This window comes from Corynebacterium sp. LK28 (genome assembly GCF_014335105.1).
Taxonomy (GTDB): domain Bacteria; phylum Actinomycetota; class Actinomycetes; order Mycobacteriales; family Mycobacteriaceae; genus Corynebacterium; species Corynebacterium macclintockiae.
In genome coordinates this window covers 193,072-215,964 of the sequence record NZ_PDGZ01000012.1, presented here as the reverse complement: position 1 = coordinate 215,964, position 22,893 = coordinate 193,072, and the positions used below count along the sequence as shown (strand labels likewise).

The following is a 22,893-nucleotide window of genomic DNA, read 5'->3' as shown; positions in this document are numbered from 1 at the left end:
ACCAAGGGGCGCCGGCCTTCATTGTTAGTGGCGGCCGCCTCGGTGCCCGCGGTCCCCCTTAAAACCATGTCCGCCGCGACCACCGCGGCCATTACGGTCATCGCGACCACCTCGATCGCGACCACCGCGGCCATTCCAATTACCACGGTCGTCCCGGCGGTCGAACCCGCGACCGCCGCGGTCCCGTCCTCCGCGGTCGCCGCGGCCACCGTGATCACGGTCGCCACGTCCGCCACGATCATAACCACGCCCACCGCGGTCGCCACGATCGCGATCGCCGAAGTCATTGCGGTGCTGGCGCTTATGGCTGCCCGGACGGCCAGACGGCGCACCCGGATCCGGTTCGATATTGATCAACTGGCCGGACACGCGGGTCTGATCCAGCGCGTGGAAGACCTCCATCGGCAGATCCACCGGAAGCTCCACCAGGGAGTGCTCCGCGAAAATGCTGATACGACCGAAGTCGCGGGAGTTCATACCGCCCTCGTTGGCCAAAGCACCCACGATGGCACCCGGGCGGACTCGCTGACGGTGCCCCACCGACAGACGGTACACGGCAAATTCCTTGCCACTGCGGTCCGTGATGCGCGGAGCTTCCTTGTTGAAGCGCTCGTCGATCGGCCTGTAGGCTCCGCCGCCGTTGCGGGAATCGTCGCCATAGCGGTCCTCCCGGCGGCGCCGCGGGCGCTCCTCCTTCGGCTTCTCCTTCATCAGGAAATCCTCACCCGCCTGCAGCTGGGCGGCCAGAGCTGCAGCGATATCCGCAAGCTCCACCTCGTTGGACTCCGCGTATTCCTTAACCAGGTCGCGGAAGATGCCGATCTGCGGATCTGCCAGAGACTCGGTCAAGCTGTCGCGGAACTTCTCCTTGCGAGCCTCGTTCACCGCGTCCACCGTGGGCAGCTCAATCTCATTCAACCGAGACTTAGTTGCCCTTTCGATGGCCTTCAGTAGGCGGCGTTCACGGGGCGTCACAAACAAAATAGCGCGACCCTTGCGACCTGCACGGCCCGTGCGACCAATGCGGTGCACATAGGACTCGGTATCGTGCGGAATGTCGTAGTTGAACACGTGCGTGATGCGATCGACATCCAGGCCGCGGGCAGCAACATCGGTGGCCACGAGGATATCCAAGCGGCCGTCCTTCAACTGGTCCACAGTGCGTTCACGCAGGTTCTGCGGGATATCGCCATTGATGGCAGCCGCGTTGAAACCGCGGGCGCGCAGGCGCTCGGCCAGCTCCTCGGTCTCGTTCTTCGTGCGCACGAACATGATCATGGCCTCGAACTCAGTGACCTCGAGGATGCGGGTCAGCGCGTCCAGCTTGTCGCGGTGGCTGACCAACAGGTAATCCTGCTCGATGTTTTCGCTAGTCCGCTGAGTAGCTTTGACCGTGATTTCCTGCGGATCATTCAGGTACTGCTTCGATAGGCGGCGAATGCCGGAGGGCATCGTCGCAGAGAACAGCGCAACCTGCTTGTCGCTGGGCGTATCCTCCAGGATGCGCTCGACATCCTCCTGGAAGCCCATGTTCAGCATCTCGTCGGCTTCGTCGAGCACCATGAAGCGCAGCTCGGAGATATCCAGGCTACCCTTTTCCAGGTGATCAATCACACGGCCGGGGGTACCAACCACAATGTGCGCGCCACGGCGCAGGCCGGACAGCTGCACGCCATAAGCCTGGCCGCCGTAGATCGGCAGCACGTGAATGCCACCCAGGTGCTCGGCGAAAGACTGGAAGCTCTCGGCAACCTGCAGCGCAAGCTCGCGCGTCGGCGCCAATACAAGCGCTTGGGGGTGACGCTTCGACACGTCAATGCGGGACAGAATCGGCAGCGCAAATGCTGCCGTCTTACCGGTACCGGTCTGAGCGAGGCCGACCACGTCGTGGCCTTCCATCAGCACCGGAATGGTCTCTGCCTGAATCGGGGATGGTACTTCGAAACCGACCTTCTTGACCGCAGCTAGAACGTTGTCTGGTAGTCCTAGGCCGTCAAAAGAGGGTCGCTCGTCGCCCTTGTCTGGGGTCTTGTCCGGGTCGTTGTCTGGGTCGTTATCTGGAACTTTCGCTTCGGCGTTCTCAGACTCTACTGCCTCATTGGTCACACTCTGTGACTCTTGCTCTTCTACGGCAGAATCCTGCGAAGAATTCTCCGTGATGTCACCCTGCAGTTCACTCTGAGATACCACCTCGTCATTGGCCGGCTGGTTTACGTCGCCGGTGACGTTTTCAGTATCACTCATCGTTGCCCAAGCCTACGCGCACTGGAAGGATAAAGCGATTTACAGACCTAGAGGCCTAACTGCTTGATCACATGGTTGGCTGCGCGCTGTCCACTTCGGAGTACCCCGTCGATACTCGGCGTCGCGTGCTGGGCGCCTGCCAGGGCGATGCGACTGCCTTGAAGTTCCCGCTCCCCGATCTTCTTGCCTATGCGCTGCAGGCTCTTGGGGAGGATAAGCGGGATGGCGTCAATAAACTTTTGCTCCGCCACCAGCTCCCAACCGGAAGGATCAACACCGAACAGGGTGCCCAGACCGCGCTGCATTTCATCGACGTTCGGCCCGTCCGCAGGGTTAGCTCCGCGCGGGTGCACGTGGTTGCAGGCCACCAGGTGCTTGCCCGGCGCATAGCTCGGCGCAGCGGCTGTCACTTCCGTGGCGGAGGTAATGGGGGTGCTGCGGGTGCCGTCGACGGCGAACAATGCCTCGTCGGCCACTGGCTCATCAGAGACGAACCACCAGGAAGACACGCTGGCCGTAGGTACCTCGGGTGAGCCCAACAGCTTCGTTTCCTGCTTCGGGCCGACGGCAACGATGACGTGGGAAAAATGCTCGGTGCTGCCAGACCCCTTGTCGGTACCTTCACCCTCCGCGCCAACTGTCACGCGCACGCCATCGCCGTCCTCTACGATCCGCACGATCGGTGAATTCAGCCGGTAGTCCACACCGGGCACGCGCGCCAGCATCGTCACCAGGTCCCCCATGCCGTTTTCCAGCACAGCCAAGTTGCCTCGCAGCAGGGTACCGACCATCCACTTGGCAAAGATCGCCGAAGACTCACCCTCCGCATCGAAGAGAAACGCGCGCAGCAGCGGATCGATCGCCACCGCGCGGGTGCGCCGGTGCACGCCACGCTGGTCGAGCGACTCGCAGACCTTCACGTCCTCGTCCATGTGCCGTTGCTTGATCGTCCGCAGCTCCAGGCTGGAGCGGTGGGACAGTTCAGACCTTAGCCATTTACGCAGGGCAATAAGGTCGCGGAAGGATAGTGCACTGCGCGCCTTGGATCGCATCAGGCGGGGAATCAGGTGCGGTGCGCGGATCGGGTCACAGACAAGCGCCAACCCGTCATCTGTGAGTGTCTGGATCGCAGGCTGGAAATAGCGAATCCCCAGGGCAGAGTACTCGCCTGGCTGCAGCAGTTCCTTCACCGCCGGGTACCAGGAGTTAAATGTCTGCAGCCCATGATCGACAGTGATGCCGTCAATCTTCTCCGAGCGGACCCGCCCGCCCAGCTGGTCACTTGCCTCAAAGACAGTGCAGGTCACACCACTTTTACGCAAAGTACGAGCGGCAGCCAGACCAGCCAGCCCGCCACCGACGATGGCTACATTCTGCGTGTTGCCACCTACCGTGCCCTGTGCCATATTCGTCGCTCCCAAAACTGTCGCTCGACTGTCTGCCCACGTTTTCTTCGCCCCATGCTATCGCACCGGGCGCCGCGTTCGGTCGTTCAAACCATCTTCCCTTATTCGATTGTTTGTTCTATTATTTTTTCTTAGTGACGCCACCTTGTCCGCCCCCTCCCCTAGTGTTCGCCCTTGAACGCAAGCCACTGCCGACGGATCTCCACCGTGGAGCCCCGGCACAACACAAGCCTGAAGCAAAGGAAGTGAACAGCACCATGAATTCCCGCATCACCACGTCGCGCACCATCAACGCCTCCACTGCGGTACGCCGTTTTGGCTTGGGCGAACCTCACCGTACTGCGCAGGAAGCCCGCGCAATCCTGCGCCATCCACGCAGCTTGATTCGCATTACACCCGGCTGGCGGGCACCCAGCTTCTACGTTGGAGCGGGCGAATCCACCGCGGTGGTACACATTTCCCGGCGCCGCATGTCGCCCCTGATGTGGCGCAGGCTCTCCCAGAGCTCAGCACCCACTGGGCAAGAACTTTTCCTGGTCACGGCATCCGTGGAAGGCCCCCGCTGGATGACCCACAGTTCGGCACGGCTATTGGAGTTGATCCTTGGGCAGGCGTGGACCGTAAAGGAGGACCCGCAGGAATTCAGGGATAACGACCACCAGCGGCAGGTGCGCCTGACGTGGCATGCACTGATGACTAAGGAGGATCTGCGGGCGGGCGATAGCTCGACTCCGCAGGTGGCCTAGTCCTCGTCCTCCTCGTCGTCCTCGTCATCGAAGTCTTCTCCGTCGAAATCTTCGTCGAAGTCTTCATCGTCGAACGGGTAGTCCTCCAGTGGAACGAGCAGCTCCTCCCACTCGGTGGCCTGCACCTGCGCTACCGCCAGGGCGTTAAAGAGCTGGTCGAAATCCTTGAAGGTGCCAAGCTCCAGAGTTTCCTGGGTCATCTCGGCGGCGTCCTCCAGCACGTTCTGGTACATCATTTCGCGCTCGAAGTCCGTCAGCGTCTCATCCGCTTCCAGTTCCGCTACAGCCTGGTCGATCAGCTCGTCGTAGTCCTCACCGAAGGTAACGAAGGTCACGGTAGCCTCGGGCTCATCGGAACCCGATCCCAGCAGCACGGTGATCATGGAGTCGGTTCCGACCTCCGCACGCACCAGCATCGGTTCAATCAGATCCTGCTCGAACTCCAGGTCAGAGATACGATCGTCGGTACCCTCCAGCAGGTCGTGCAAAACGGTAATGCTCTGATCGGTAGCGATGTACCGGGAAACCTCCGCGACCGCAGCCTCCACAGAGAAGACCACGCCGACCAGGGTGGCCTCAAACTCCTCAATCCCCTCTTCCTCGTCTAGCTCCCCCTTAGCCAGGAAGACATTGGCCGAATCAATGCCTGCCGTCGTACCGGTCTGCTCGATCTGCTGGAACTGGATCTCCAGCTCCGGGGCGATCGGCACAAACAGCATTCCATCATTTACGCGAGACTCAATACCCTCAGTGTCCAGCGCTTTCGCAATGTCCTCGTAGAAACCCACAGCCAATGTCTCCTAGTGTTTGAGGTGTTTGAGGTGTTTTTTCGCCCCGGCCACAACGTGCAATCCGTGACTTGGCCACCATAGTAACCCGATCTACACCAAAGCGTCCCCACACAAAACGACTTTCTTTACGCCCCTGCTTATCGTCCCGGTCTGGGCATCGCCACGGAGCTTTCATCCCCGTTCCAGCCCCGCATATCGAATTCCTCCCACACACGCCGGAACGGCGCCCGCGGATCCTCCTCCATGCGGGTCTCCCGCTCGAAAATCTGCGTGGCACGGTACATCGCGGTGTAGGGCTCCCACCCAGGGTGTGCGTCCCAGATGAAGCTCTTCCAGGATCGTTGCATGTGTTCGGACACCACGGCCAGCTCATCGCCCAACACGAAGCTGGCTTTCGAGGATTTGGCGTCACCAAAAAGGGCCGACAGCTCCATCGAGTGCATCGCTCCCACACCAAGGCGGCGCAACATCGTGGGCGCGTAATCAAAGCGATACATCCACACGGGCGCCCCGGCCGCCTGGTGCAACTCGGCCAGCCGTACGGATTGAGCCCAAAACACAGCGTCCGTCAGCATCTGCGCGAACACGCCACGGCGTCCAATATCTCCGTAGGCAGCCTCGATGTCCTCGGCTAACGCCGGGTCATGGGCGCGCAGCATCTCGCGGGCAGTCCTCAGCCGCGCGGACTTAGAGAAGAACAGAATCTGCGCCGCCGACAGCTCATCGTTGTTCGTACCAATGAGCAGCGGAATGCGCTGCTGCAGCGATTGTTCGAACACGTCCAGCGGGTGCTGCGACAACAACTCGCCGTCGATAGCAATACCAAAAGCAGCGTTCAGCTGCCGCAAACCGCGCCCTTTCCACAGCATCTGCTGCCCGGCGCGAACGACATCTGCAAAGGGCAAGGCACGCAGCTCGGCGATGGAGGTCGTGCGCGGCACCAGTCCGGAATATTGAGCCAGCTTCCGCGCCCACAGGTTCGACTGCGCGTTCGTGTGCACGCTCATGACTGGCGCGGACTGCAGGATCACCCGGTGGAACAGCCCTCGTGCCGCGGGCATTGCCATGAGGGCCGCTGCAGACGTGCCTCCAGCGGACTCGCCCATCAACACCACGTTGTTCGGGTCGCCGCCAAAACTCTCGATGTTGCGTTGCACCCATTGCAGCGCCAGGATCTGGTCGCGGGTTGCGGGGTTGGCCTCGCAATCGTGGGCGTCCGGCACCTCCAGCGAACTCAAGTCCACATACCCCAGGGCTCCCAGGCGAAAGTTCAGGGCAACGTAAACCACGTCTAGCTCTTTGGCGAAGTTATGGCCACGCAGTACGGCTGTGTGCGAGGCACCGGCGAAGAACCCGCCGCCGTGGAGGAATACCACGACCGGCAGCTTGTCTTCCGTATCTGGCCGGACGATGTCCAGATTCAGGCAATCCTCGTCGCCGATGACCTCGTCTTTCCAGTTGTAAGCCGTCTGGGGAGCAACATTTCCGTACTCATCCGCAGGCCACTCCCCTTCCCAATGCACAGGGTGTGGTGCCTTCCAGCGTTCTGCCGCACCGAAGGGGATGCCCCGCCACGTCCGCACCCCATCGATCTGCACGCCGTGCACGGTGCCGCCAGAGGTTTCTATTCGCGTGGCGCCTGTAGTCGTCATCTGTATTACTTTTGTCTTGCTTTCATCAAAGGTGTCCCACCATCCTATGCCGACTACTGCCAAAGTTTTGCCCTACTCTTGGGAAACATGGGTATTTTCAATTTCGGCAAGTCCGGCCATGCGCGCGACGAAGCCGCAGCTACTGCGGATCTGATTCACCAAGCTCAGCGCGCCCCCTATCCTTCGGGGCCGATCGCTCGCCGATTCTTCGGCGCGATCGATCGGACAGTGTCCGTCCAGGAACCGCTGATCCGTTCCTACGTCGCCAACATCGAAAAGAGGCACGGCGACGCCAGCCTGCAGCGCAAACAGGAAGTTCTAGACACGCACTTTAAGAACCTGGCCACGGGTTCCGGCGCGGGAACCGGCGGCGTGGCAGCCGTGCCGGGCGTGGGCACGTTGCTTTCACTTGCTGGCATTACCGCGGAATCCGCGCTGCTGGTCGAGGTATGCGCACTGTACGCTCTGGCCTCCGCGGAGCTGCATGGCATTGATATCTCAAAGGAAGAAACCCGCCGTGCTGTCGTGTACCTGGCTATCTCTGGAGCTACGGCCAAGGAACCGGTGCAGGCAATCGCCGAGGACAACACGTTCGGTTCCCTGAAGGCTGCGAACAACCTGCGCGGTACGCGGAAGCTGCGGGATACCAGCTCTGTGGAGCTCAAACAGGCCAACAATGTTCTGGGACGTTTCGCATTTCGCCAGGTCCGCAAGCGTTTCGGCGGGGCGATGTTTAAGAAGGTTCTGCCGTTCGGCGTCGGCGCCTACCTAGGCGCTAAAGCCAACCGCAAGATCGCGGAACACATGATCGACAACGTGCATGTCTTCATCCGCGAGGCTGACAAGATCCTCTAGTTCTCGCCCAGCTCGCGGCTAACTCTCATCCAGCCCCAGGAAGCCGCTGTTCGACGGTATGGGGTGGTCCGCCCCTCGCGTTAGAATCATCGGCGTGTTCAGAGTCATCCAAGAAGCCGCCCGACACCATCGATGGTTGTTCATTTCCGTCGTCGTGTTTTCGGTGCTGCTTCCTGCCATCGAGCTGCTTTTGCCACTCCTGGCGGGTGCCTCTGTGGATGGCAGCCGGCGCGCTATTGGGCTCCTGGTGGCCGCTGCCTGTGCGCGTTTTGTCGTGCAGTCGCTGCGTCGGTTCCTCGCCGGTACGTTCAGTGTGCGCACCCAGCACAGCCTGCGCACTCGGATGTTCCGCGCGATCCAATCCGTCGATGCGCAGCAGGGGCGAGCTTTCGGCACTGGCCAGGTCATTTCGCGCACCATCACCGATCTGACGAAGGTGCAGGGCACGGTAGCGATGTTGCCGTTGATGGCGACCAGCATGTTGGAGCTCGTTCTGATCTTCGCCGTGGTTCTCTGGATCTCCCCTCCCATCGCAGGCATTGTGGCGGTGCAGATTCCCCTGCTCTTCGCGGTGGCTTATGCCTCCCGCACGCGTCTGTACGAGCCGTCGTTGGCGTCACAGAAGCAGGCCGCGGTGATCGCCGAGCAGGTCGACCGCACGGTCTCTGGGGTCCAGGTAGTCAAGAGCTTCGCCCAGGAGCCCCGGGAGGTCGCCCGCTACAGGCGGGAATCGGCGAGGCACTACGGCATCAACATGCGCGTCGCAAAACTGAGTGCCCTCTTCCAGCCAGCTCTATCCGCCCTCCCAAACGTTGCTCTGGTCGCCGCAATCGGGCTGGGCGGATGGTTGGCGATGCGCGGCACGATCAGTGTGGGAGACTTCCTGGCTGTCTCCACGTACATCACAATGATCGCGCGCCTTGCCCGAATGGCAGCGGGGATGCTGGTCAATGTGCACGTCACCGAACCGTGTGCGGATCGGATTTTTGAAATTATTGACGCCCCGCCCCGCCCCACCGGCACCACGTCTGTGCGCGGCCCGATGGGGTTCTCGGGGTTCGTCCCCATCTCGCCGGGAAACACCCCAGTAAGGCTGGACATTTCCCCCGGCAGCACCGTCATCGTGGAAGGACCGGTGGCCTCGGGGAAGACGCGCCTGGCGCATGCTCTAGCCGGTTTGAACAGCGTGGATGCGCAGGATATCGAAGTCACCGACGGGGAGTCGGCAGAGTCGGGACGATCTGCACAGTCGATTCCGCTGCTGGAGATTCGGGAAGCCTACCGGCCCGCACTGGTGATGGATGAGGCCTTCCTCTATTCCGGCACGATCCGGGAAAACATCTTGCTCGGTCATTCGGCCACGGATCAGGAGGTGTGGGAAGCAGCGCGCCTGGCCTGCGCCGATACTTTCATCAGGGACGCTGGCGGGCTGGACACAATCGTCGGCGAGCGCGGAATCACCCTGTCCGGAGGGCAGCGCCAGCGCATCGCCATCGCCCGCATGCTGCTGCGTAAACCACACACGATCATTTTCGATGACGCTACCTCGGCCATCGACCAGGCCACCGAGGCGACAATCCTAGCTAACCTGCGCGCCACCATTTCCCGTCCCACCGTGGTTTACATCAGCCATCGAGCCGACGGGGGCTTCCGCAATCCGGACCAGGTAATCACTCTGCCCTCGGCGCGTCCCAACCCCGAAAACGACACAGTTAGCGAGCAGCCATCTGAGAATTCTGCAGAGAATTCGGCCGAGAAGCTCGCAGAATATCCGCCCGCCGAACCGCACATCGCGGATCTTTCCCTGCCGTCCGGCGGCGATGGTTTCCGCCTGCGCACCCTGTTCGGCATGGTGCCGGGTCTGATTGCGGCAGTTGTGGCGACCCTGCTGCTGTCCTCGGCCGCGGACATCGCCCTCCCCACCTTTATCCGCCACGCCATCGACCACGGAGTTGCGGCCAACGATATGCAGGCGCTCTGGATTACCTGTGGGGTCGCATTGATAGTAGTCGCAGCTTCCTGGGCGGCGCAGATCGCCAACACCATCCTCACCACCCTCACCGGCGAGAAGCTGATCTTTGCACTGCGCAACAGACTCTTTAGGCACATCACCGACATGGATCTGCTGTGGTTTCACCGCCAAGCCAGCGGCAGAATCATGACTCGTCTGACGACCGACATCGATTCGCTGTCCAACTTCCTGCAAACGGGTCTATCGCAGACGATCGTGTCCGCCTCCCTGGCACTGGGTATCGTCGGCATGCTGCTGGCCACCGACCTAACTTTGGCCGGAATAGTGGCACTGTTCTTGCCCGTCATCGTGGTCGCCACAGTCGTCTTCCGTATCATTTCCCGCCGCCTGTACAGCCGGGCACGCAACCAGGTCAGCCAGGTTAATGCAACGTTCCAAGAAGCCCTCATGGGGCTCAGTACCGGCCAGGCCTACAACTACGGATCCACTTTGCAGGGTCGACTGGATGAGGAATCCAGGCAATACCTCCGTCTGCGCACCTACTCGCAGACTGCCGTCAGCCTCTACTTCCCCGGCATCAATCTGTTGACTCAGCTGGCGCAGGCCGCGGTTCTCAGCGCCGGTGGAACCCTCGTTGCACAGGGACAGACCACCGAGGGCGCACTGGTGGCCTTCAGCCTGTACCTCACCATGCTCTTCGGGCCGATCCAGCAACTTTCCCAGGTATTCGACCAGTTCCAGCAGGCCAGCGTAAGTGTCTCGCGTATCCGGGAACTCCTCAACGAGCAACCAGCAATCACCGCACCCGCGAACCCAACTACGCCCGAGTTGTCGGCAGGCCCGGCGATCCGGTGTGAGGGCGTCATGTACAAGTACGGCGATGGCGAACCCACCGTGCAGATCAACCACACCTTCCGCGGCACCACGGCCGTGGTCGGCGCAACCGGGGCGGGCAAGACCACGCTGCTGCGATTGATCAACCGATTCGTGGAACCGACGGAAGGGGCGATCCTGGCCGACGGGGTGGATATCCGAAACTTCGACGTGCGCGACTGGCGACGTTGCATCGGCACTGTGCCCCAGGAACCACAACTTTTCGCCGGAACTGTCGCGGAGAACATCGCGTATGGCTCCGACAACGGCAGCGTGCTTGCTGCGGTAGAGCGCATCGGCGGGGCAGCTATCCTGCAGACGATCCCCGGCGGGCTGGGCGCCCACATCTCCCCCGGCGCACACGCGCTATCGGCGGGCCAGAAGCACATGATCGCCCTGGCACGCGCCGAATACATCCGCCCGGCGATCATGCTGTTGGATGAGGCGACGGCAAACATCAGCGACGAAGAGGAAGCGCAGATCGTCGAGGCGATTGCCCTCGCTACCCGCGAACGCACGGCACTCATCGTCGCCCACCGGCTGCGCACCGCCGCGCGAGCCGACACGATCGTCGTGATGGAACACGGTCGAGTCGTAGAAATTGGCTCCCACAAAGAGCTGCTCCAGCGTGACGGAGCCTACGCTGAATTATGGAATGCCGCCCCAAGCCCAACTGCGGGTTTGTAGTAGGGTGGAACGACGAGACTTAGAGTCATTAAGGAAAGAGGCGAGGACCTGCTGTGAGCAGCGCGAATTTCGGTCAAAACGAATGGCTGGTCGATATGATGTACCAGCAGTATAAGGAAGACCCAAAGTCTGTCGACGCAGAATGGCGCGATTACTTTGAAAAGAATTCCTCCCCCGTAAGTACGTCGGGCAACATCCAGGCTGCGACGGGCAATGGATCTCAGAAGACCACCGTCACCCCTACCCGGGATACGACGGCCGGCGGTAAGCAGCCGAAGGGCTCTGCGTCCCAGCGCCAGACCCCTCAGAGCTTGGGCAGCAGCGCTAAGCCCACGCCGAAGCGCACCGTCCCGCCGGCACCGAAGCAGCCGGTTGAGGCTCCAGAACCGGGCAAGACCACCATTAAGGGCGCCGCAAAGGCCGTGGTGAAGAACATGGACATCTCCCTGGAGATTCCGACTGCTACGTCCGTGCGCGATATGCCGGCAAAGCTGATGTTCGAAAACCGCGCCATGGTTAACGAGACCCTGCGTGCGCGCGGTGGTGGCAAGATCAGCTTTACCCACATCATCGGTTACGCCCTGGTGCAGGCCGTCAAGGCTCACCCGGACATGAACAACTCCTACGAGGTTGTCGACGGCAAGCCGACCCTCGTTACCCCGGAGCACATCAACCTGGGTCTGGCTATCGACATGGTCGGCAAGAACGGCCAGCGTTCCCTGGTGGTCGCCGCCATCAAGGAAGCCGAGAACATGTCCTTCGGCGAGTTCGTCGAGAAGTACGAGGACGTTGTTCACCGCGGCCGCGAAGGCAAGCTGACGATGGACGACTTCACCGGCGTGACCATCTCCCTGACCAACCCGGGCGGTATCGGCACCCGCCACTCCGTGCCGCGCCTGACCAAGGGCCAGGGCGCCATCATCGGCGTGGGCTCCATGGACTACCCCGCTGAGTTCGCAGGTGCCTCCGAGGATCGTCTGGGCGAGATGGGCATCGGCAAGCTGGTGACCATCACCTCCACCTACGATCACCGCATCATTCAGGGCGCCGAATCGGGCGAGTTCCTGCGCACCATGAGCCGCCTGCTGATCAACGACGAGTTCTGGGATGACATTTTCCACGCCATGCGCGTGCCCTACGCTCCGACGCGTTGGAGCCAGGACCTGCCGAATATCGGCGTCGATAAGTCCACCCGAGTGATGCAGCTGATCGAGGCTTACCGCTCCCGTGGCCACCTGATCGCCGACATCAACCCGCTGCAGTGGACCCAGCCGGGTCTGCCGATCCCGGATCACTCCGACCTGAACATCGAATCCCACGGCCTGACCCTGTGGGACTTCGATCGCACCTTCCACGTCGGTGGCTTCGCTGGTCGCGAAACCATGACGCTGCGCGAGGTACTTGCCACCCTGCGCAAGGCCTACACCCTGAAGGTCGGTTCGGAGTACACCCACATTCTGGACGCCGAAGAGCGCAACTGGCTGCAGGATCGTATCGAGGCTGGCCAGGCAGAGTTCACCCCGGCTCAGCAGAAGTACATCCTGCAGAAGCTGAACTCCGCCGAGGCCTTCGAGAACTTCCTGCAGACCAAGTACGTCGGCCAGAAGCGATTCTCCCTGGAGGGCGCTGAAACGCTGATCCCGATGATGGATGCAGCCATCGACCGCGCAGCCGACGCAGCCCTCGACGAGGTCATCATCGGCATGCCGCACCGCGGCCGACTGAACGTGCTGGCCAACATTGTGGGCAAGCCCTACGCGCAAATCTTCACGGAGTTCGAGGGCAACATCGACCCGGCCGCCGCAGGCGGTTCCGGTGACGTGAAGTACCACCTGGGCCAGCAGGGCCAGTACCACCAGATGTTCGGCGATAACGAAATCGACGTTTACCTGGCTGCGAACCCCTCCCACCTGGAGGCCGTAAACCCGGTCATGGAGGGCATCGCCCGCGCCAAGCAGGATCAGCTGCACGAGAAGCACACCGTTATGCCGCTGTTGCTGCACGGTGACGCCGCGTTTACCGGCCTGGGCATTGTTCAGGAAACCATCAACCTGGCTCGCCTGGAGGCCTACGAGGTCGGCGGTACCGTCCACATCGTGGTGAACAACCAGATCGGCTTCACCACCACCCCGGATGCCGGCCGCTCCACCCACTACGCAACCGACTTGGCAAAGGGCTTCGACTGCCCGGTGTTCCACGTCAACGGCGACGACCCAGAGGCCGTTGTGTGGGTTGCACAGCTGGCTGTGGACTACCGCAACCGCTTCGGTAAGGACGTCTTCATCGACCTGGTGACCTACCGTCGCCGTGGCCACAACGAGGCCGACGATCCGTCGATGACCCAGCCGCTGATGTACAAGCTGATCGGTGAGACGAAGAGCTCCCGCGACCAGTACACCGAAACCCTGCTGGGCCGTGGCGACCTGACCGAGGAAGACATCGAGCGCGTTCAGCGCGACTTCCACGAGCAGCTGGAGACCGTGTTCACGCAGGTTCGCGAGGCAGAAAAGGGCGCTAAGCCGAAGGAACAAGGTGGCATCACCGGTTCCCAGGATCTGCCGCACGGTCTGGATACTTCCGTCGACCGCGCGCTCATCGAGCGCATCGGCGATCTCTTCGCCGACGTGCCCGACGGCCTCACCCCGCACCCGCGCGTTAAGCCGGTCATCAAGCGCCGCAAGGAAATGTCCCGCAACGGCAACATCGACTGGGGCTTTGCCGAGCTGCTGGCCTTCGGTTCCCTGGTGGACGGCGGCAAGTTGGTTCGCCTGGTCGGTGAGGACACTCTGCGTGGTACCTTCACCCAGCGCCACGCTGTCCTGTTCGACCACACCGACCACGACCGTTACAGCCCGCTGGAGGAACTCGCCCGCGAGTCCGGCAAGGGCGGCCGCTTCGAGACCTACAACTCCGCGCTGACCGAGTACGCGGGCATGGGCTTCGAGTACGGCTACTCCGTCGGTAACCCGGACGCTCTGGTCGCCTGGGAAGCACAATTCGGTGACTTCGCCAACGGCGCCCAGACCATCCTGGACGAGTACGTTTCTTCCGGCGAGGCCAAGTGGGGCCAGATTTCTTCCCTGGTTCTGCTGCTGCCGCACGGCTACGAGGGTCAGGGTCCAGACCACTCTTCCGCCCGCATCGAGCGCTTCCTGCAGATGTCCGCGGAGGGCTCCTGGACCATCGCCCAGCCATCCACTCCGGCGAACTACTTCCACCTGCTGCGCCGCCACGCACTGGGCTCCCTGAAGCGCCCGCTGGTTGTCTTCAGCCCGAAGTCCATGCTGCGTAACAAGATGGCGGTCTCCTCCGTGGAGGACTTCACCGAGGTCAAGAAGTTCCAGTCCGTCATTGACGACCCGAACCAGAACGGCAAGAACGAGAACATCAAGACTGTTCTGATGTGCTCGGGCAAGATCTACTGGGATCTGGAGAAGAAGCGTCAGGCAGACGGTCGCGATGATGTCGCCATCGTCCGCGTGGAGATGCTGCACCCGATTCCGTTCAACCGCATCAAGGATGCGCTGGAAAACTACCCGAACGCCGAGGTGCGCTGGGTACAGGACGAGCCGGCCAACCAGGGCCCGTGGCCGTTCCTGGCTCTGCAGCTGCCGGAGCACATCCCAGGCATCCAGCTGAAGCGCGTTTCCCGCCGTGCACAGTCCTCCACCGCTACCGGTGTGGCAAAGGTGCACCAGCTGGAGCAGAAGCAGCTGCTGGAGGAGGCTTTCGAGTAAAACTCGGCAAGCCCTCAGCGGCTAGCTACTAGCCAGCAACAAGCCCGTTGCACTAGCGGCGGGCTTTTTCTTGGTCTCAGCGCCCTGCCCTGCCCCGAGCCCAAGTCCTAGCCCTAGCCCTGCCCTGCCTCGCCCCGAGCCCTAGCCTCCGAGCATCTCCATGGTCGTTCCCGTAGCCACGGAGTTCAGCTTCCCAACAATGTCGCGGCTCAGGCCTTCCTTCGCATAGAGCACAACGGCGTTCTGCGGCAAACCAGTGCCTTGGCACGGCATGGCCTCCCCCGGCGCGGTAATGCCGATATCCTGCGGCAGCACGTTGCGCAGCTCGTCGTACACCAGCGCCTCCCATTCCCGGTCGGACTTCGAGGTGTCGGACTTCGGGGCGTCGGACTTCGGGGCGCTCTCGTCCTGCTCGCCGCCCTTCACAGCCTCCCGATCCGCATACTCCCGGCGCAGCTCTAGGCCCCGGTTCCGATCCAGCCTTTGCAACAGCTCGCCCGTGCAGCCGAAGGTCACGGTCACTTCACCAGTGCGCAACTGCCGGACCCGGTAGTCTGCGGACACGAGTTTGCGCTCCACCTTCCGGTGGTCATCCTTGAGTCCCCGCACCAGGTAGCGGGCAAAAGCATCGGCATTGCGGTTGGGCATGGGCGAATTCCCGAGGGACTGCTCCGGCACGCCGACGACGAACTGCGGAGCGCTCTGTTCCGCGCACCCTGCCAGCCCACTTGCGGTGGCAAGACAGGTCACTGCTGCGATTAGTGACGCCACGTTGCGCCCGCCCAACACTCGCATCTGGTTCTTCCCCTTTAACTTTCTGGCGATATCCAGCATTTCTGGCGCTATCCAGCGCTTCTGGCTGTGTGCAGCCATCCAACTTGCCACATACTACCGCGTCTTAGGCATCAAGTAACCTTAGTAGACATGAGTACTAGTCGTGTGTATGCAGGACGTTTAGCCGGCTTAGTGGTGCTGGGGCCAGACGGCGAATCCGTCGGTCGTGTCCGCGATGTCGTGATCACCATCCACGGCGATAATGCGACGGCACTTGGTTTGGTGGTGGAGATCTCCAATAAGCGAAAGATCTTCCTGCCGATGCTACGAATCGCGGCAATCACTGCCACGGACATCACCACTACCTCCAGTTCGGTGAACTTGCGCCCATTCAAATCCCGCTCTGCGGAGTTGACGATCTTCGAGGACCTCATCGGCTCCAAGGTGCATACGGACGATCCGGAGCACGAGGATCTTCACGGCAAGGTCGTGGAGATCACCGATGTGGAGCTCAGCCGTAGCCGTCGCCGCGAGTGGAAGATCCGCAACCTGGCGGTCACCCAGCGCAGTCGCCTGGGGCGCCGGACCGCGATCGACGTTATCCCCATCGAGCACATTCAAGGCCTCCACGCCTCTGGAACGGGAGCAGTGAACCAGGATGCGGAGCTGATCGCCTCATTCGCGCAAATGCGCAATGCTGACGTGGCTAACGCCCTGGTGGAGATGGAAGATGCCCGCCGCAACAAGATCGCCGCGGAGCTCGACGACGAGCGGCTGGCGGACGTGTTGGCGGAGATGCCGGATGACGATCAGGCTGCGATCCTGGAGCACCTCAACATCGAACGCGCCGCGGACGTGTTGGAGGAGATGGACCCGGATGACGCAGCCGATATTCTGGCGGAGCTGCCGGAGGATACCTCGGACGTGCTGCTGGAGCTGATGGATCCGGAGGAATCCGAACCCGTTCGTCGCCTCATGGACTTCTCGCCCGAGACCGTAGGCGCGCTCATGACTCCTGAACCCATTATTTTGACGCCGCAGGCCACCGTCGCCGAAGCTCTCGCTCACGCGCGAAACCCAGAGCTACCAACGTCCCTGTCCTCCCTCATTTTTGTGGTTCGACCACCCCAGGCCACCCCGACGGGCAAGTATCTGGGCTGTGTCCACCTGCAGAAGCTGCTGCGTGAACCGCCGTCCTCCCTGATCGGTGGGATCCTGGATCTCGAACTACCGGCGCTGTTCGCGGAGGATACGCAGGAAACCGCGGCCCGCTACTTCGCGACATACAACCTGGTGTGTGGCCCGGTACTCGACCACGACCAGCACCTGCTGGGCGCGGTCAGCGTCGATGACCTGCTGGACCACATGCTTCCGGAGGACTGGCGCGAAGAGGATTGGCGCGTCGACGCCTCCTCCGTGGCACGCCCTGCCGCCGAATCCACTGACAGCTCCAGCCCCGAGGCAGCGAATGCGACCAACAATGAGACTGCGACCAACAATGAAGTGAAGGGGGTCTAGGCACTCTATGGCACGAAAGTTTTCCCGCGCAGAGCTAGATACGCCCACCGACGCAACGCGTCAGAAAAAGAAATTCAACCTGGACGGCGACGGTGTTGGCCGCGTAGCCGAGAACATCGCCCGCTTCCTAGGTACGGGCAAGTACCTCTTCTATCAGACGATCATCGTGATCGCCTGGATCGCGCTGAACCTGGGCGGAATGTGGTGGAACTGGGATCCATACCCGTTCATCCTTTTGAACCTTGCCTTCTCCACCCAGGCTGCCTACGCCGCACCGCTCATTCTGTTGGCGCAGAATCGCCAGGACGACCGCGACCGCGTGAGCCTGGACGAGGACCGCCGCCGCGCTGCGGAGACCAAGGCCGATACGGAATTCTTGGCCCGCGAGGTCGCCAGCGTCCGCATCGCCGTCGGCGAAACCGTCACCCGCGATTACCTGCGGCGCGAACTGGAGGAGCTCCACGACATTCTGCAGCGCATCGATGACAAGATCGACGATTCGCGGCGCGATGAGGAAGCCCGCGGAGAGTCCCGCGAAGACTAAGTCAGAGTTCCACCTACCAGGCCAAGTTAACGTCTGGGCAGTCGTTCGATACACTGAAAGCCATCATGTCCCAAGTCACTGAATCCGCTGTACGCAGCGCGCTATCCCGCGTAGAGGATCCTGAACTCAACCGCACGATCACGGATCTCGGCATGGTGAAGTCCATCGACATCAACGGTAGCGATGTCGCCATCGAGATCTACCTGACCATCGCTGGTTGCCCGATGAAGAACCACCTGACGGAGAAAACGCGCGAAGCTGCGGAATCCGTCGATGGCGTGGAGAACGTCACCGTCACGACCGACGTGATGAGCGACGAGCAACGCCGCAACATCCGCCAAATGGTGCGTGGCGATTCCGCTGATCCGGTCATCCCCTTCGCCCAGGCCGACTCCACCACCCGCGTGTTCGCCATCGCCTCCGGCAAGGGTGGCGTGGGCAAGTCCAGCGTCACCGTGAACCTCGCCGTAGCCTTGCAGAAGCGGGGTCTGAAGGTTGGAGTGATCGACGCCGACATTTACGGCCACTCCGTACCCGGCCTCATGGGCTCCACGGATAAGCCCCACCAGGTGGACGAGATGATCATGCCGCTGCAGGCGCACGGCGTGAAGCTGATTTCCATCGGCCACTTCATCGGCGATAACTCCCCCGTCGTGTGGCGTGGCCCCATGCTGCACCGCGCTATCCAGCAGTTCCTGGCGGATGTGTTCTGGGGTGACTTGGACATCCTTCTGCTGGACCTGCCGCCGGGAACCGGCGACGTGGCGATCTCCGTCGCCCAGCTGGTTCCGAATGCTGAGCTGCTGATCGTCACCACCCCGCAGGCTGCTGCCGCGGAGGTGGCGGAGCGCGCCGGTTCGATCTCCCAGCAGACCCGCCAGCGCATCGGCGGCGTGATCGAGAACATGAGCTGGATGGACATGCCGGACGGCTCCCGCATGGAGGTCTTCGGCTCGGGCGGTGGCCAGTTCGTCGCCGACCGCCTGTCCCAGATCACCGGCACTAAGGTGCCTCTGATGGGCCAGATCCCGCTGGATCCGAACCTGCGCATTGGCGGGGACTTAGGCAATCCGATCGTGCTGTCCGAGCCGAACTCTCCGGCCACGATCGCCTTCGGCGGAATTGCCGATCAGTTGGCCGTTCGTCGCAGTTCGCTGGCAGGTAAGTCGCTGAACCTCGGCGTCACAAAGAAATAGGCCGAAAGACCCCGGCCGCAACCGCGGCTAGCGCGGTTTAGGTCACGTCCTCCCACCCGTAACCGGGTGCGGAGGGCTTTTCTTTATCCCCAGCGTTACCTGCGTTTCCCGCGCCCCCGGCATCTCCCGTGAGCTGCTCTGCAGCATCGGCGACCGGGCTCGAAGTCTGCGTGCGGGACTCCCCAGCGGTCGACTGCTGGGTTACGGCGATGCCTCCGTTGTCCGCGCTACCGCTCGCGGGGGCAGCGCTGTCGGCAGGAGCCTTCTTCTTTGCACTGTCCGCCTTGAGGGACTCGCGCAGGTTCGGCTTACGCACCGTATCCACGGTGTCTTTCACTTCCTGCTTCGTCTCGCTGAAAGAGGTCAGGATACTGTCATCATCGTCCAACAGAGTCTTGGTAATGAAGCCCTTGGCGCCCATCTGGCGCACATTGTTGAGCTCCTGCAGTGGCTTAGAGAACTCCCGGAAATCCTCCCCCAGCTCCCCATCCAGCTGCTCTTTGGCCTGCGAGACGGCCTTGCGCACTGCCAACAGCATCGCCCGAGCTTCCTTGATGAGCCCCGGCAAACGCTCCGGGCCAATCAGAAACAGCGCAACGATCAAAAGTACGAGGACTTCGCCCCAACCTACATTGGAAAACACCTGTCTAACCTAACTTAATCCGCACAGACTTTCACTCTACTTGCCGCGCAGGTGCAACTTCCGAAGCAACAAATCAACTCGGTCGACTAGCGTTTCGGGGCGCCGACAGCCGTCCACTGAGAATCGGTGGTGCGAATCGTCCTCGCAGCATTCCTCGGGAATGCGCTGCAGCTTCTCCATCAGCCCACCCGGGGTGTGTACTGCTGCGGCGTGTTTGCGCATGCGATTGGCTGCCGTGCGCTGTGCACGAACCTCTTCCCGGCAGTGTTCGCAGTGCACAAGGTGGATCTTGGCTCGGTGCTCTGCCCGGCGCGATAGTTCGCCGTCCACGAGGGCGGCGATGGCCTCGGTTGACAGGTGATCGATAGACAGCTCCCCGGTGAAGTTTTCTACGAAAGATGTCACACGCGCTACCTACCTTTCTGTCCCTGTCTGTCCCGCACTATCTCGCGCTATCCCGCTTCGCTAGCTACACCGGGCTTTTAGACCTGGCCGGTGTAGACCAGTTCGCCTTGGTTACGTTCCAGGTTACCGCGAAGTTGGGCACGGGCGCGGTGGATGCGGGAGCGTACGGTGCCCATCTTGATGCCCAGGGTTTGGGAGATCTCGTCGTAGCTCATCCCCAGCCCGTCACACAGCACCACCGCCACACGGTATTCGGGGGCTAGCTGATCCAGGGCCTTCTCCAGCGCCGGATCCAAGTTATTCAGCTCAAAGGTCTCCGCTGGGTCCGCGATGCCACCTTCGATGCGGTCGTAATCCTCGGGCAGCTGCTCCATGCGAATCTTCGCGCGACGGCGCACCATGTCCAGAAAGAGGTTGGTTGTGATGCGGTGGAGCCAACCTTCGAAGGTGCCTGGCTGGTAACTCTTCAAGCTCCGGAACACGCGCATGAACGTGTCCTGCGTGAGGTCTTCGGCGTCCTGCTGATTGCCCGCCAGCCGGTAGGCCAGGAGGTACACGCTGTCTGCGTGTTCTGCGACCAATTCACCCCAGCTGGGAAGCTCGCCGGTACCTGCATCAAACTCTGCGGTACTACGGGGGTTGGGGGTTCGGTCTGCGTTCATGACCATATTGTGACTGATCGTCCTCAAATTCTTGTGCTGCACACCTGGCAGTTTCCTGTGAGAATTTTACCCCCTCGTGGGGAGGGGGGAAAGTTAGTCACTCCGGTCACATCTGTTCACTCTCTTTTCTATTTTTGACGCCACAGTCTGACATGCCGAAGTCAAGCACAACATTGGCGCTTCCCTGGCCTATCGTCAGGAATCGTGAATGCTGCATCATCTTCCCCAATCGAGGCCATCCGTGAGTACGTTCGGGCCACTACCGAGCCAGACGAGGTCGTCACTGCCGCCGTCGAGGCCGCGCAGGAGTTCGGTCTGCTCACCCCCGATGCGATGACGGCCGAGTTCCTGGAGTTCCTGGCTACCCGCGCCGGCGCGAACGCCGCCGCCAGCGGCCACACCCCCACCGGCATTATCGTGTCCCCCGCCAGTGGTGTGATCGGCCTGCACCTTTTCAAGGGACTCAACGCTGCCCAGGTGGAGGGACACCTGACGTGCATCGAGCCAGAAGTGCAGCATCAGCAGCTGGCTAAGCAGGCTTTCGCGAACGCTGGGCAGCGCCCCAACACCTTCCGATTCCTGCCCAGTGCTCCGCTGGACGTTATTCGCCGTCTGGCTAGCGATAGTTACGACATTGCAGTTGCGGAAGCCGCCACGGAGGAGTTCACCGCGATCGTGGAGTCCACCCTCCCGGCACTGCGCCGCGGTGGCGTCCTCATCCTGCTGGACTCCCTGATGGATGGCCTCGTCGGCGATGACAAGCACGCCGATCGCCAGACCACCCGCGCCCGCGAGGCAGATCAGTTCTTCCGCGAGCTGGATAACGCGAAGGTCGCCCGCCTCCCCCTCGGAGCGGGCGCCACGCTGATCACCAAGATCAGCTAACTCCCTTACTCCCCGCCGCTTGCGCGGCGGAGGTTTAGACAACCACGTTCTTGCCGATGCAGACCACGCCACCCTTGGAGATGGTGAAGCGATCCTGATCGCGGGCGCGATCCACTCCGATAATCTCACCCGCGGAAACCTGAACGTTCTTGTCCAAGATGGCGTGGCGCACCACTGCGCCGCGGCCAATGCGCACGCCCGGCATGATCACGCAGCCTTCGACTGAGGCGCCCTCTTCCACAATCACGTTCTCACTCAGCACGGAGTTACGCACCGTGCCGGCGGAGATGATGCAGCCCGCCGAAACCATCGAAGACTGGGCGATTCCGCCCTTTACGAACTTCGCGGGCGGCAGGTTGCCGGTCTCTGCGGTGTGGATCGGCCACTGCTGGTTGTACAGGTTAAACACCGGGTGCACACTGATCAGATCCATGTGCGCCTCGTAGAACGCGTCGACCGTACCCACGTCACGCCAGTATCCCTTGTCGCGCTCGGTCTCGCCCGGGACGTAGTTGTTGGAGAAATCGTAAACGTACGCCTCCCCACGGTCGACCAGGCGCGGAATGATGTCGCCGCCCATGTCGTGGTTGGAGTTCTCGTCCTCGGAGTCCTCCTTCAACGCGTCGATCAACGTCTGCGCAGTGAAGACGTAGTTGCCCATGGAGGCGAAGGAGACCTCTGGATCATCCGGCACGCTCGGCGGTTCCGCCGGCTTCTCCAGGAACTGTTCGATCTTGTTGTCGTCATTCGACTGGATCACACCGAATGCCGTAGCTTCGTGGCGCGGAACGCGCAGTCCTGCAACCGTCACACCGGCGCCGCTGGCGATATGTTCCTGCACCATCTGCTCCGGATCCATGCGGTACACGTGGTCCGCACCGAAGACGATGATGTAATCCGGCTGCTCGTCGTACACGAGGTTGAGGGACTGCAGAATCGCGTCCGCGGAACCGGTGAACCAGCGCTTCCCCAGGCGCTGCTGTGCAGGTACAGGGGTGATGTACTGGCCGGTCAGGCCCGACAGCTGCCAGGACTGGGAAATGTGGCGGTCAAGGGAGTGGGACTTGTACTGGGTCAGCACACAGATCTTGTAATAACCTGCGTTGACCAGGTTGGACAGTACGAAGTCGATCAGGCGATAGTTACCGCCGAAGGGCACGGCGGGCTTAGCGCGGTCGGCGGTGAAAGGGTACAGGCGCTTTCCCTCGCCACCAGCAAGGACAATGGACAGGACATTCGATCTGCTCTTCACACTTTCCAACCTAGCGACCCGGCGGTAGTTTTGCTTGCCAAGCAGGCAATC

The 22,893-nt window shown here is 61.8% G+C and carries 17 protein-coding genes; 8 read left to right on the top strand and 9 right to left on the bottom strand.

The features are described 5' to 3' along the window. Positions 1-24 precede the first annotated feature (24 nt). Positions 25-2,244, bottom strand: a complete 2,220-nt coding sequence (locus CRD15_RS07180; protein WP_187402224.1) for a DEAD/DEAH box helicase — start codon at positions 2,242-2,244, stop codon at positions 25-27. A 47-nt stretch (positions 2,245-2,291) separates the two neighbouring features. After that, entirely contained in the window at positions 2,292-3,650 is a 1,359-nt protein-coding gene (locus CRD15_RS07175; protein ID WP_034979221.1) for an FAD-dependent oxidoreductase, read from the bottom strand. Positions 3,651-3,907: 257 nt separating this feature from the next. Here CRD15_RS07175 and CRD15_RS07170 point away from each other — a divergent pair, with 257 nt between their 5' ends. Further along, entirely contained in the window at positions 3,908-4,396 is a 489-nt protein-coding gene (locus CRD15_RS07170) for a hypothetical protein (RefSeq protein WP_034979224.1), read from the top strand. On the opposite strand, the gene CRD15_RS07165 is transcribed toward CRD15_RS07170, so the two are convergent. Next, the gene (locus CRD15_RS07165; RefSeq protein ID WP_043014835.1) at positions 4,393-5,184 is read right to left on the bottom strand and encodes a hypothetical protein; all 792 of its coding nucleotides are present in this window, start codon (positions 5,182-5,184) and stop codon (positions 4,393-4,395) included. The two genes, CRD15_RS07170 and CRD15_RS07165, sit on opposite strands and share 4 nt — an antisense overlap. Positions 5,185-5,324: 140 nt before the next feature. After that, entirely contained in the window at positions 5,325-6,839 is a 1,515-nt protein-coding gene (locus CRD15_RS07160; RefSeq protein WP_035000920.1) for a carboxylesterase/lipase family protein, read from the bottom strand. An 87-nt stretch (positions 6,840-6,926) separates the two neighbouring features. Here CRD15_RS07160 and CRD15_RS07155 point away from each other — a divergent pair, with 87 nt between their 5' ends. The 3 genes from CRD15_RS07155 to CRD15_RS07145 all read left to right on the top strand — a co-directional run bounded on the left by CRD15_RS07155 (position 6,927) and on the right by CRD15_RS07145 (position 14,963). Beyond that, a complete protein-coding gene (locus tag CRD15_RS07155; RefSeq protein ID WP_034978365.1) occupies positions 6,927-7,694 on the top strand; it encodes a hypothetical protein in 768 nt (255 codons plus the stop codon). A 94-nt stretch (positions 7,695-7,788) separates the two neighbouring features. Beyond that, on the top strand, positions 7,789-11,226 hold the full coding sequence (locus CRD15_RS07150; RefSeq protein ID WP_237744536.1) for an ABC transporter ATP-binding protein: 3,438 nt from the start codon (positions 7,789-7,791) through the stop codon (positions 11,224-11,226). A 53-nt stretch (positions 11,227-11,279) separates the two neighbouring features. Continuing rightward, a complete protein-coding gene (locus CRD15_RS07145; protein ID WP_187402223.1) occupies positions 11,280-14,963 on the top strand; it encodes a multifunctional oxoglutarate decarboxylase/oxoglutarate dehydrogenase thiamine pyrophosphate-binding subunit/dihydrolipoyllysine-residue succinyltransferase subunit in 3,684 nt (1,227 codons plus the stop codon). A gap of 141 nt (positions 14,964-15,104) precedes the next feature. Here CRD15_RS07145 and CRD15_RS07140 read toward each other — a convergent pair whose 3' ends face one another. Next, a complete protein-coding gene (locus CRD15_RS07140) occupies positions 15,105-15,836 on the bottom strand; it encodes a hypothetical protein (RefSeq protein ID WP_237744280.1) in 732 nt (243 codons plus the stop codon). A 51-nt stretch (positions 15,837-15,887) separates the two neighbouring features. Here CRD15_RS07140 and CRD15_RS07135 point away from each other — a divergent pair, with 51 nt between their 5' ends. From CRD15_RS07135 to CRD15_RS07125, 3 genes are all read left to right on the top strand, one after another. Further along, the gene (locus tag CRD15_RS07135; protein ID WP_237743867.1) at positions 15,888-17,255 is read left to right on the top strand and encodes a magnesium transporter MgtE N-terminal domain-containing protein; all 1,368 of its coding nucleotides are present in this window, start codon (positions 15,888-15,890) and stop codon (positions 17,253-17,255) included. A gap of 7 nt (positions 17,256-17,262) precedes the next feature. Beyond that, complete coding sequence (locus CRD15_RS07130; RefSeq protein WP_034973700.1) at positions 17,263-17,799, top strand: DUF1003 domain-containing protein; 537 nt, start codon at positions 17,263-17,265, stop codon at positions 17,797-17,799. 65 nt (positions 17,800-17,864) lie between these two features. Beyond that, a complete protein-coding gene (locus CRD15_RS07125) occupies positions 17,865-18,995 on the top strand; it encodes an Mrp/NBP35 family ATP-binding protein (protein WP_034970892.1) in 1,131 nt (376 codons plus the stop codon). 37 nt (positions 18,996-19,032) lie between these two features. Here the strand turns inward: CRD15_RS07125 and tatB are convergent, their stop codons facing one another. The 3 genes from tatB to sigE form a co-directional block, all read right to left on the bottom strand. Continuing rightward, a complete protein-coding gene (gene tatB, locus CRD15_RS07120; protein WP_187402222.1) occupies positions 19,033-19,638 on the bottom strand; it encodes a Sec-independent protein translocase subunit TatB in 606 nt (201 codons plus the stop codon). A gap of 36 nt (positions 19,639-19,674) precedes the next feature. Then, on the bottom strand, positions 19,675-20,043 hold the full coding sequence (locus tag CRD15_RS07115; protein ID WP_043012702.1) for a zf-HC2 domain-containing protein: 369 nt from the start codon (positions 20,041-20,043) through the stop codon (positions 19,675-19,677). Between the two features lie 77 nt (positions 20,044-20,120). Next, a complete protein-coding gene (gene sigE / locus CRD15_RS07110; protein WP_034978353.1) occupies positions 20,121-20,711 on the bottom strand; it encodes an RNA polymerase sigma factor SigE in 591 nt (196 codons plus the stop codon). A gap of 198 nt (positions 20,712-20,909) precedes the next feature. On the opposite strand from sigE, the gene CRD15_RS07105 reads away from it, so the two are divergent. Continuing rightward, the gene (locus CRD15_RS07105; protein WP_034973709.1) at positions 20,910-21,590 is read left to right on the top strand and encodes an O-methyltransferase; all 681 of its coding nucleotides are present in this window, start codon (positions 20,910-20,912) and stop codon (positions 21,588-21,590) included. A gap of 34 nt (positions 21,591-21,624) precedes the next feature. Here CRD15_RS07105 and glgC read toward each other — a convergent pair whose 3' ends face one another. Next, entirely contained in the window at positions 21,625-22,842 is a 1,218-nt protein-coding gene (gene glgC, locus CRD15_RS07100) for a glucose-1-phosphate adenylyltransferase (RefSeq protein ID WP_187402221.1), read from the bottom strand. Positions 22,843-22,893: the final 51 nt, after the last annotated feature.

Coding starts and splice junctions, on each gene's coding strand:
- CRD15_RS07175 (WP_034979221.1), bottom strand. CDS start 3,650: ATGGCACAGGGCACGGTAGGTGGCAACACGCAGAATGTAGCCATCGTC.
- CRD15_RS07135 (WP_237743867.1), top strand. CDS start 15,888: ATGAGTACTAGTCGTGTGTATGCAGGACGTTTAGCCGGCTTAGTGGTG.
- sigE (WP_034978353.1), bottom strand. CDS start 20,711: ATGGTCATGAACGCAGACCGAACCCCCAACCCCCGTAGTACCGCAGAG.
- CRD15_RS07155 (WP_034978365.1), top strand. CDS start 6,927: ATGGGTATTTTCAATTTCGGCAAGTCCGGCCATGCGCGCGACGAAGCC.
- CRD15_RS07160 (WP_035000920.1), bottom strand. CDS start 6,839: ATGACGACTACAGGCGCCACGCGAATAGAAACCTCTGGCGGCACCGTG.
- CRD15_RS07170 (WP_034979224.1), top strand. CDS start 3,908: ATGAATTCCCGCATCACCACGTCGCGCACCATCAACGCCTCCACTGCG.
- CRD15_RS07125 (WP_034970892.1), top strand. CDS start 17,865: ATGTCCCAAGTCACTGAATCCGCTGTACGCAGCGCGCTATCCCGCGTA.
- CRD15_RS07180 (WP_187402224.1), bottom strand. CDS start 2,244: ATGAGTGATACTGAAAACGTCACCGGCGACGTAAACCAGCCGGCCAAT.
- CRD15_RS07130 (WP_034973700.1), top strand. CDS start 17,263: ATGGCACGAAAGTTTTCCCGCGCAGAGCTAGATACGCCCACCGACGCA.
- CRD15_RS07140 (WP_237744280.1), bottom strand. CDS start 15,836: ATGGCTGCACACAGCCAGAAGCGCTGGATAGCGCCAGAAATGCTGGAT.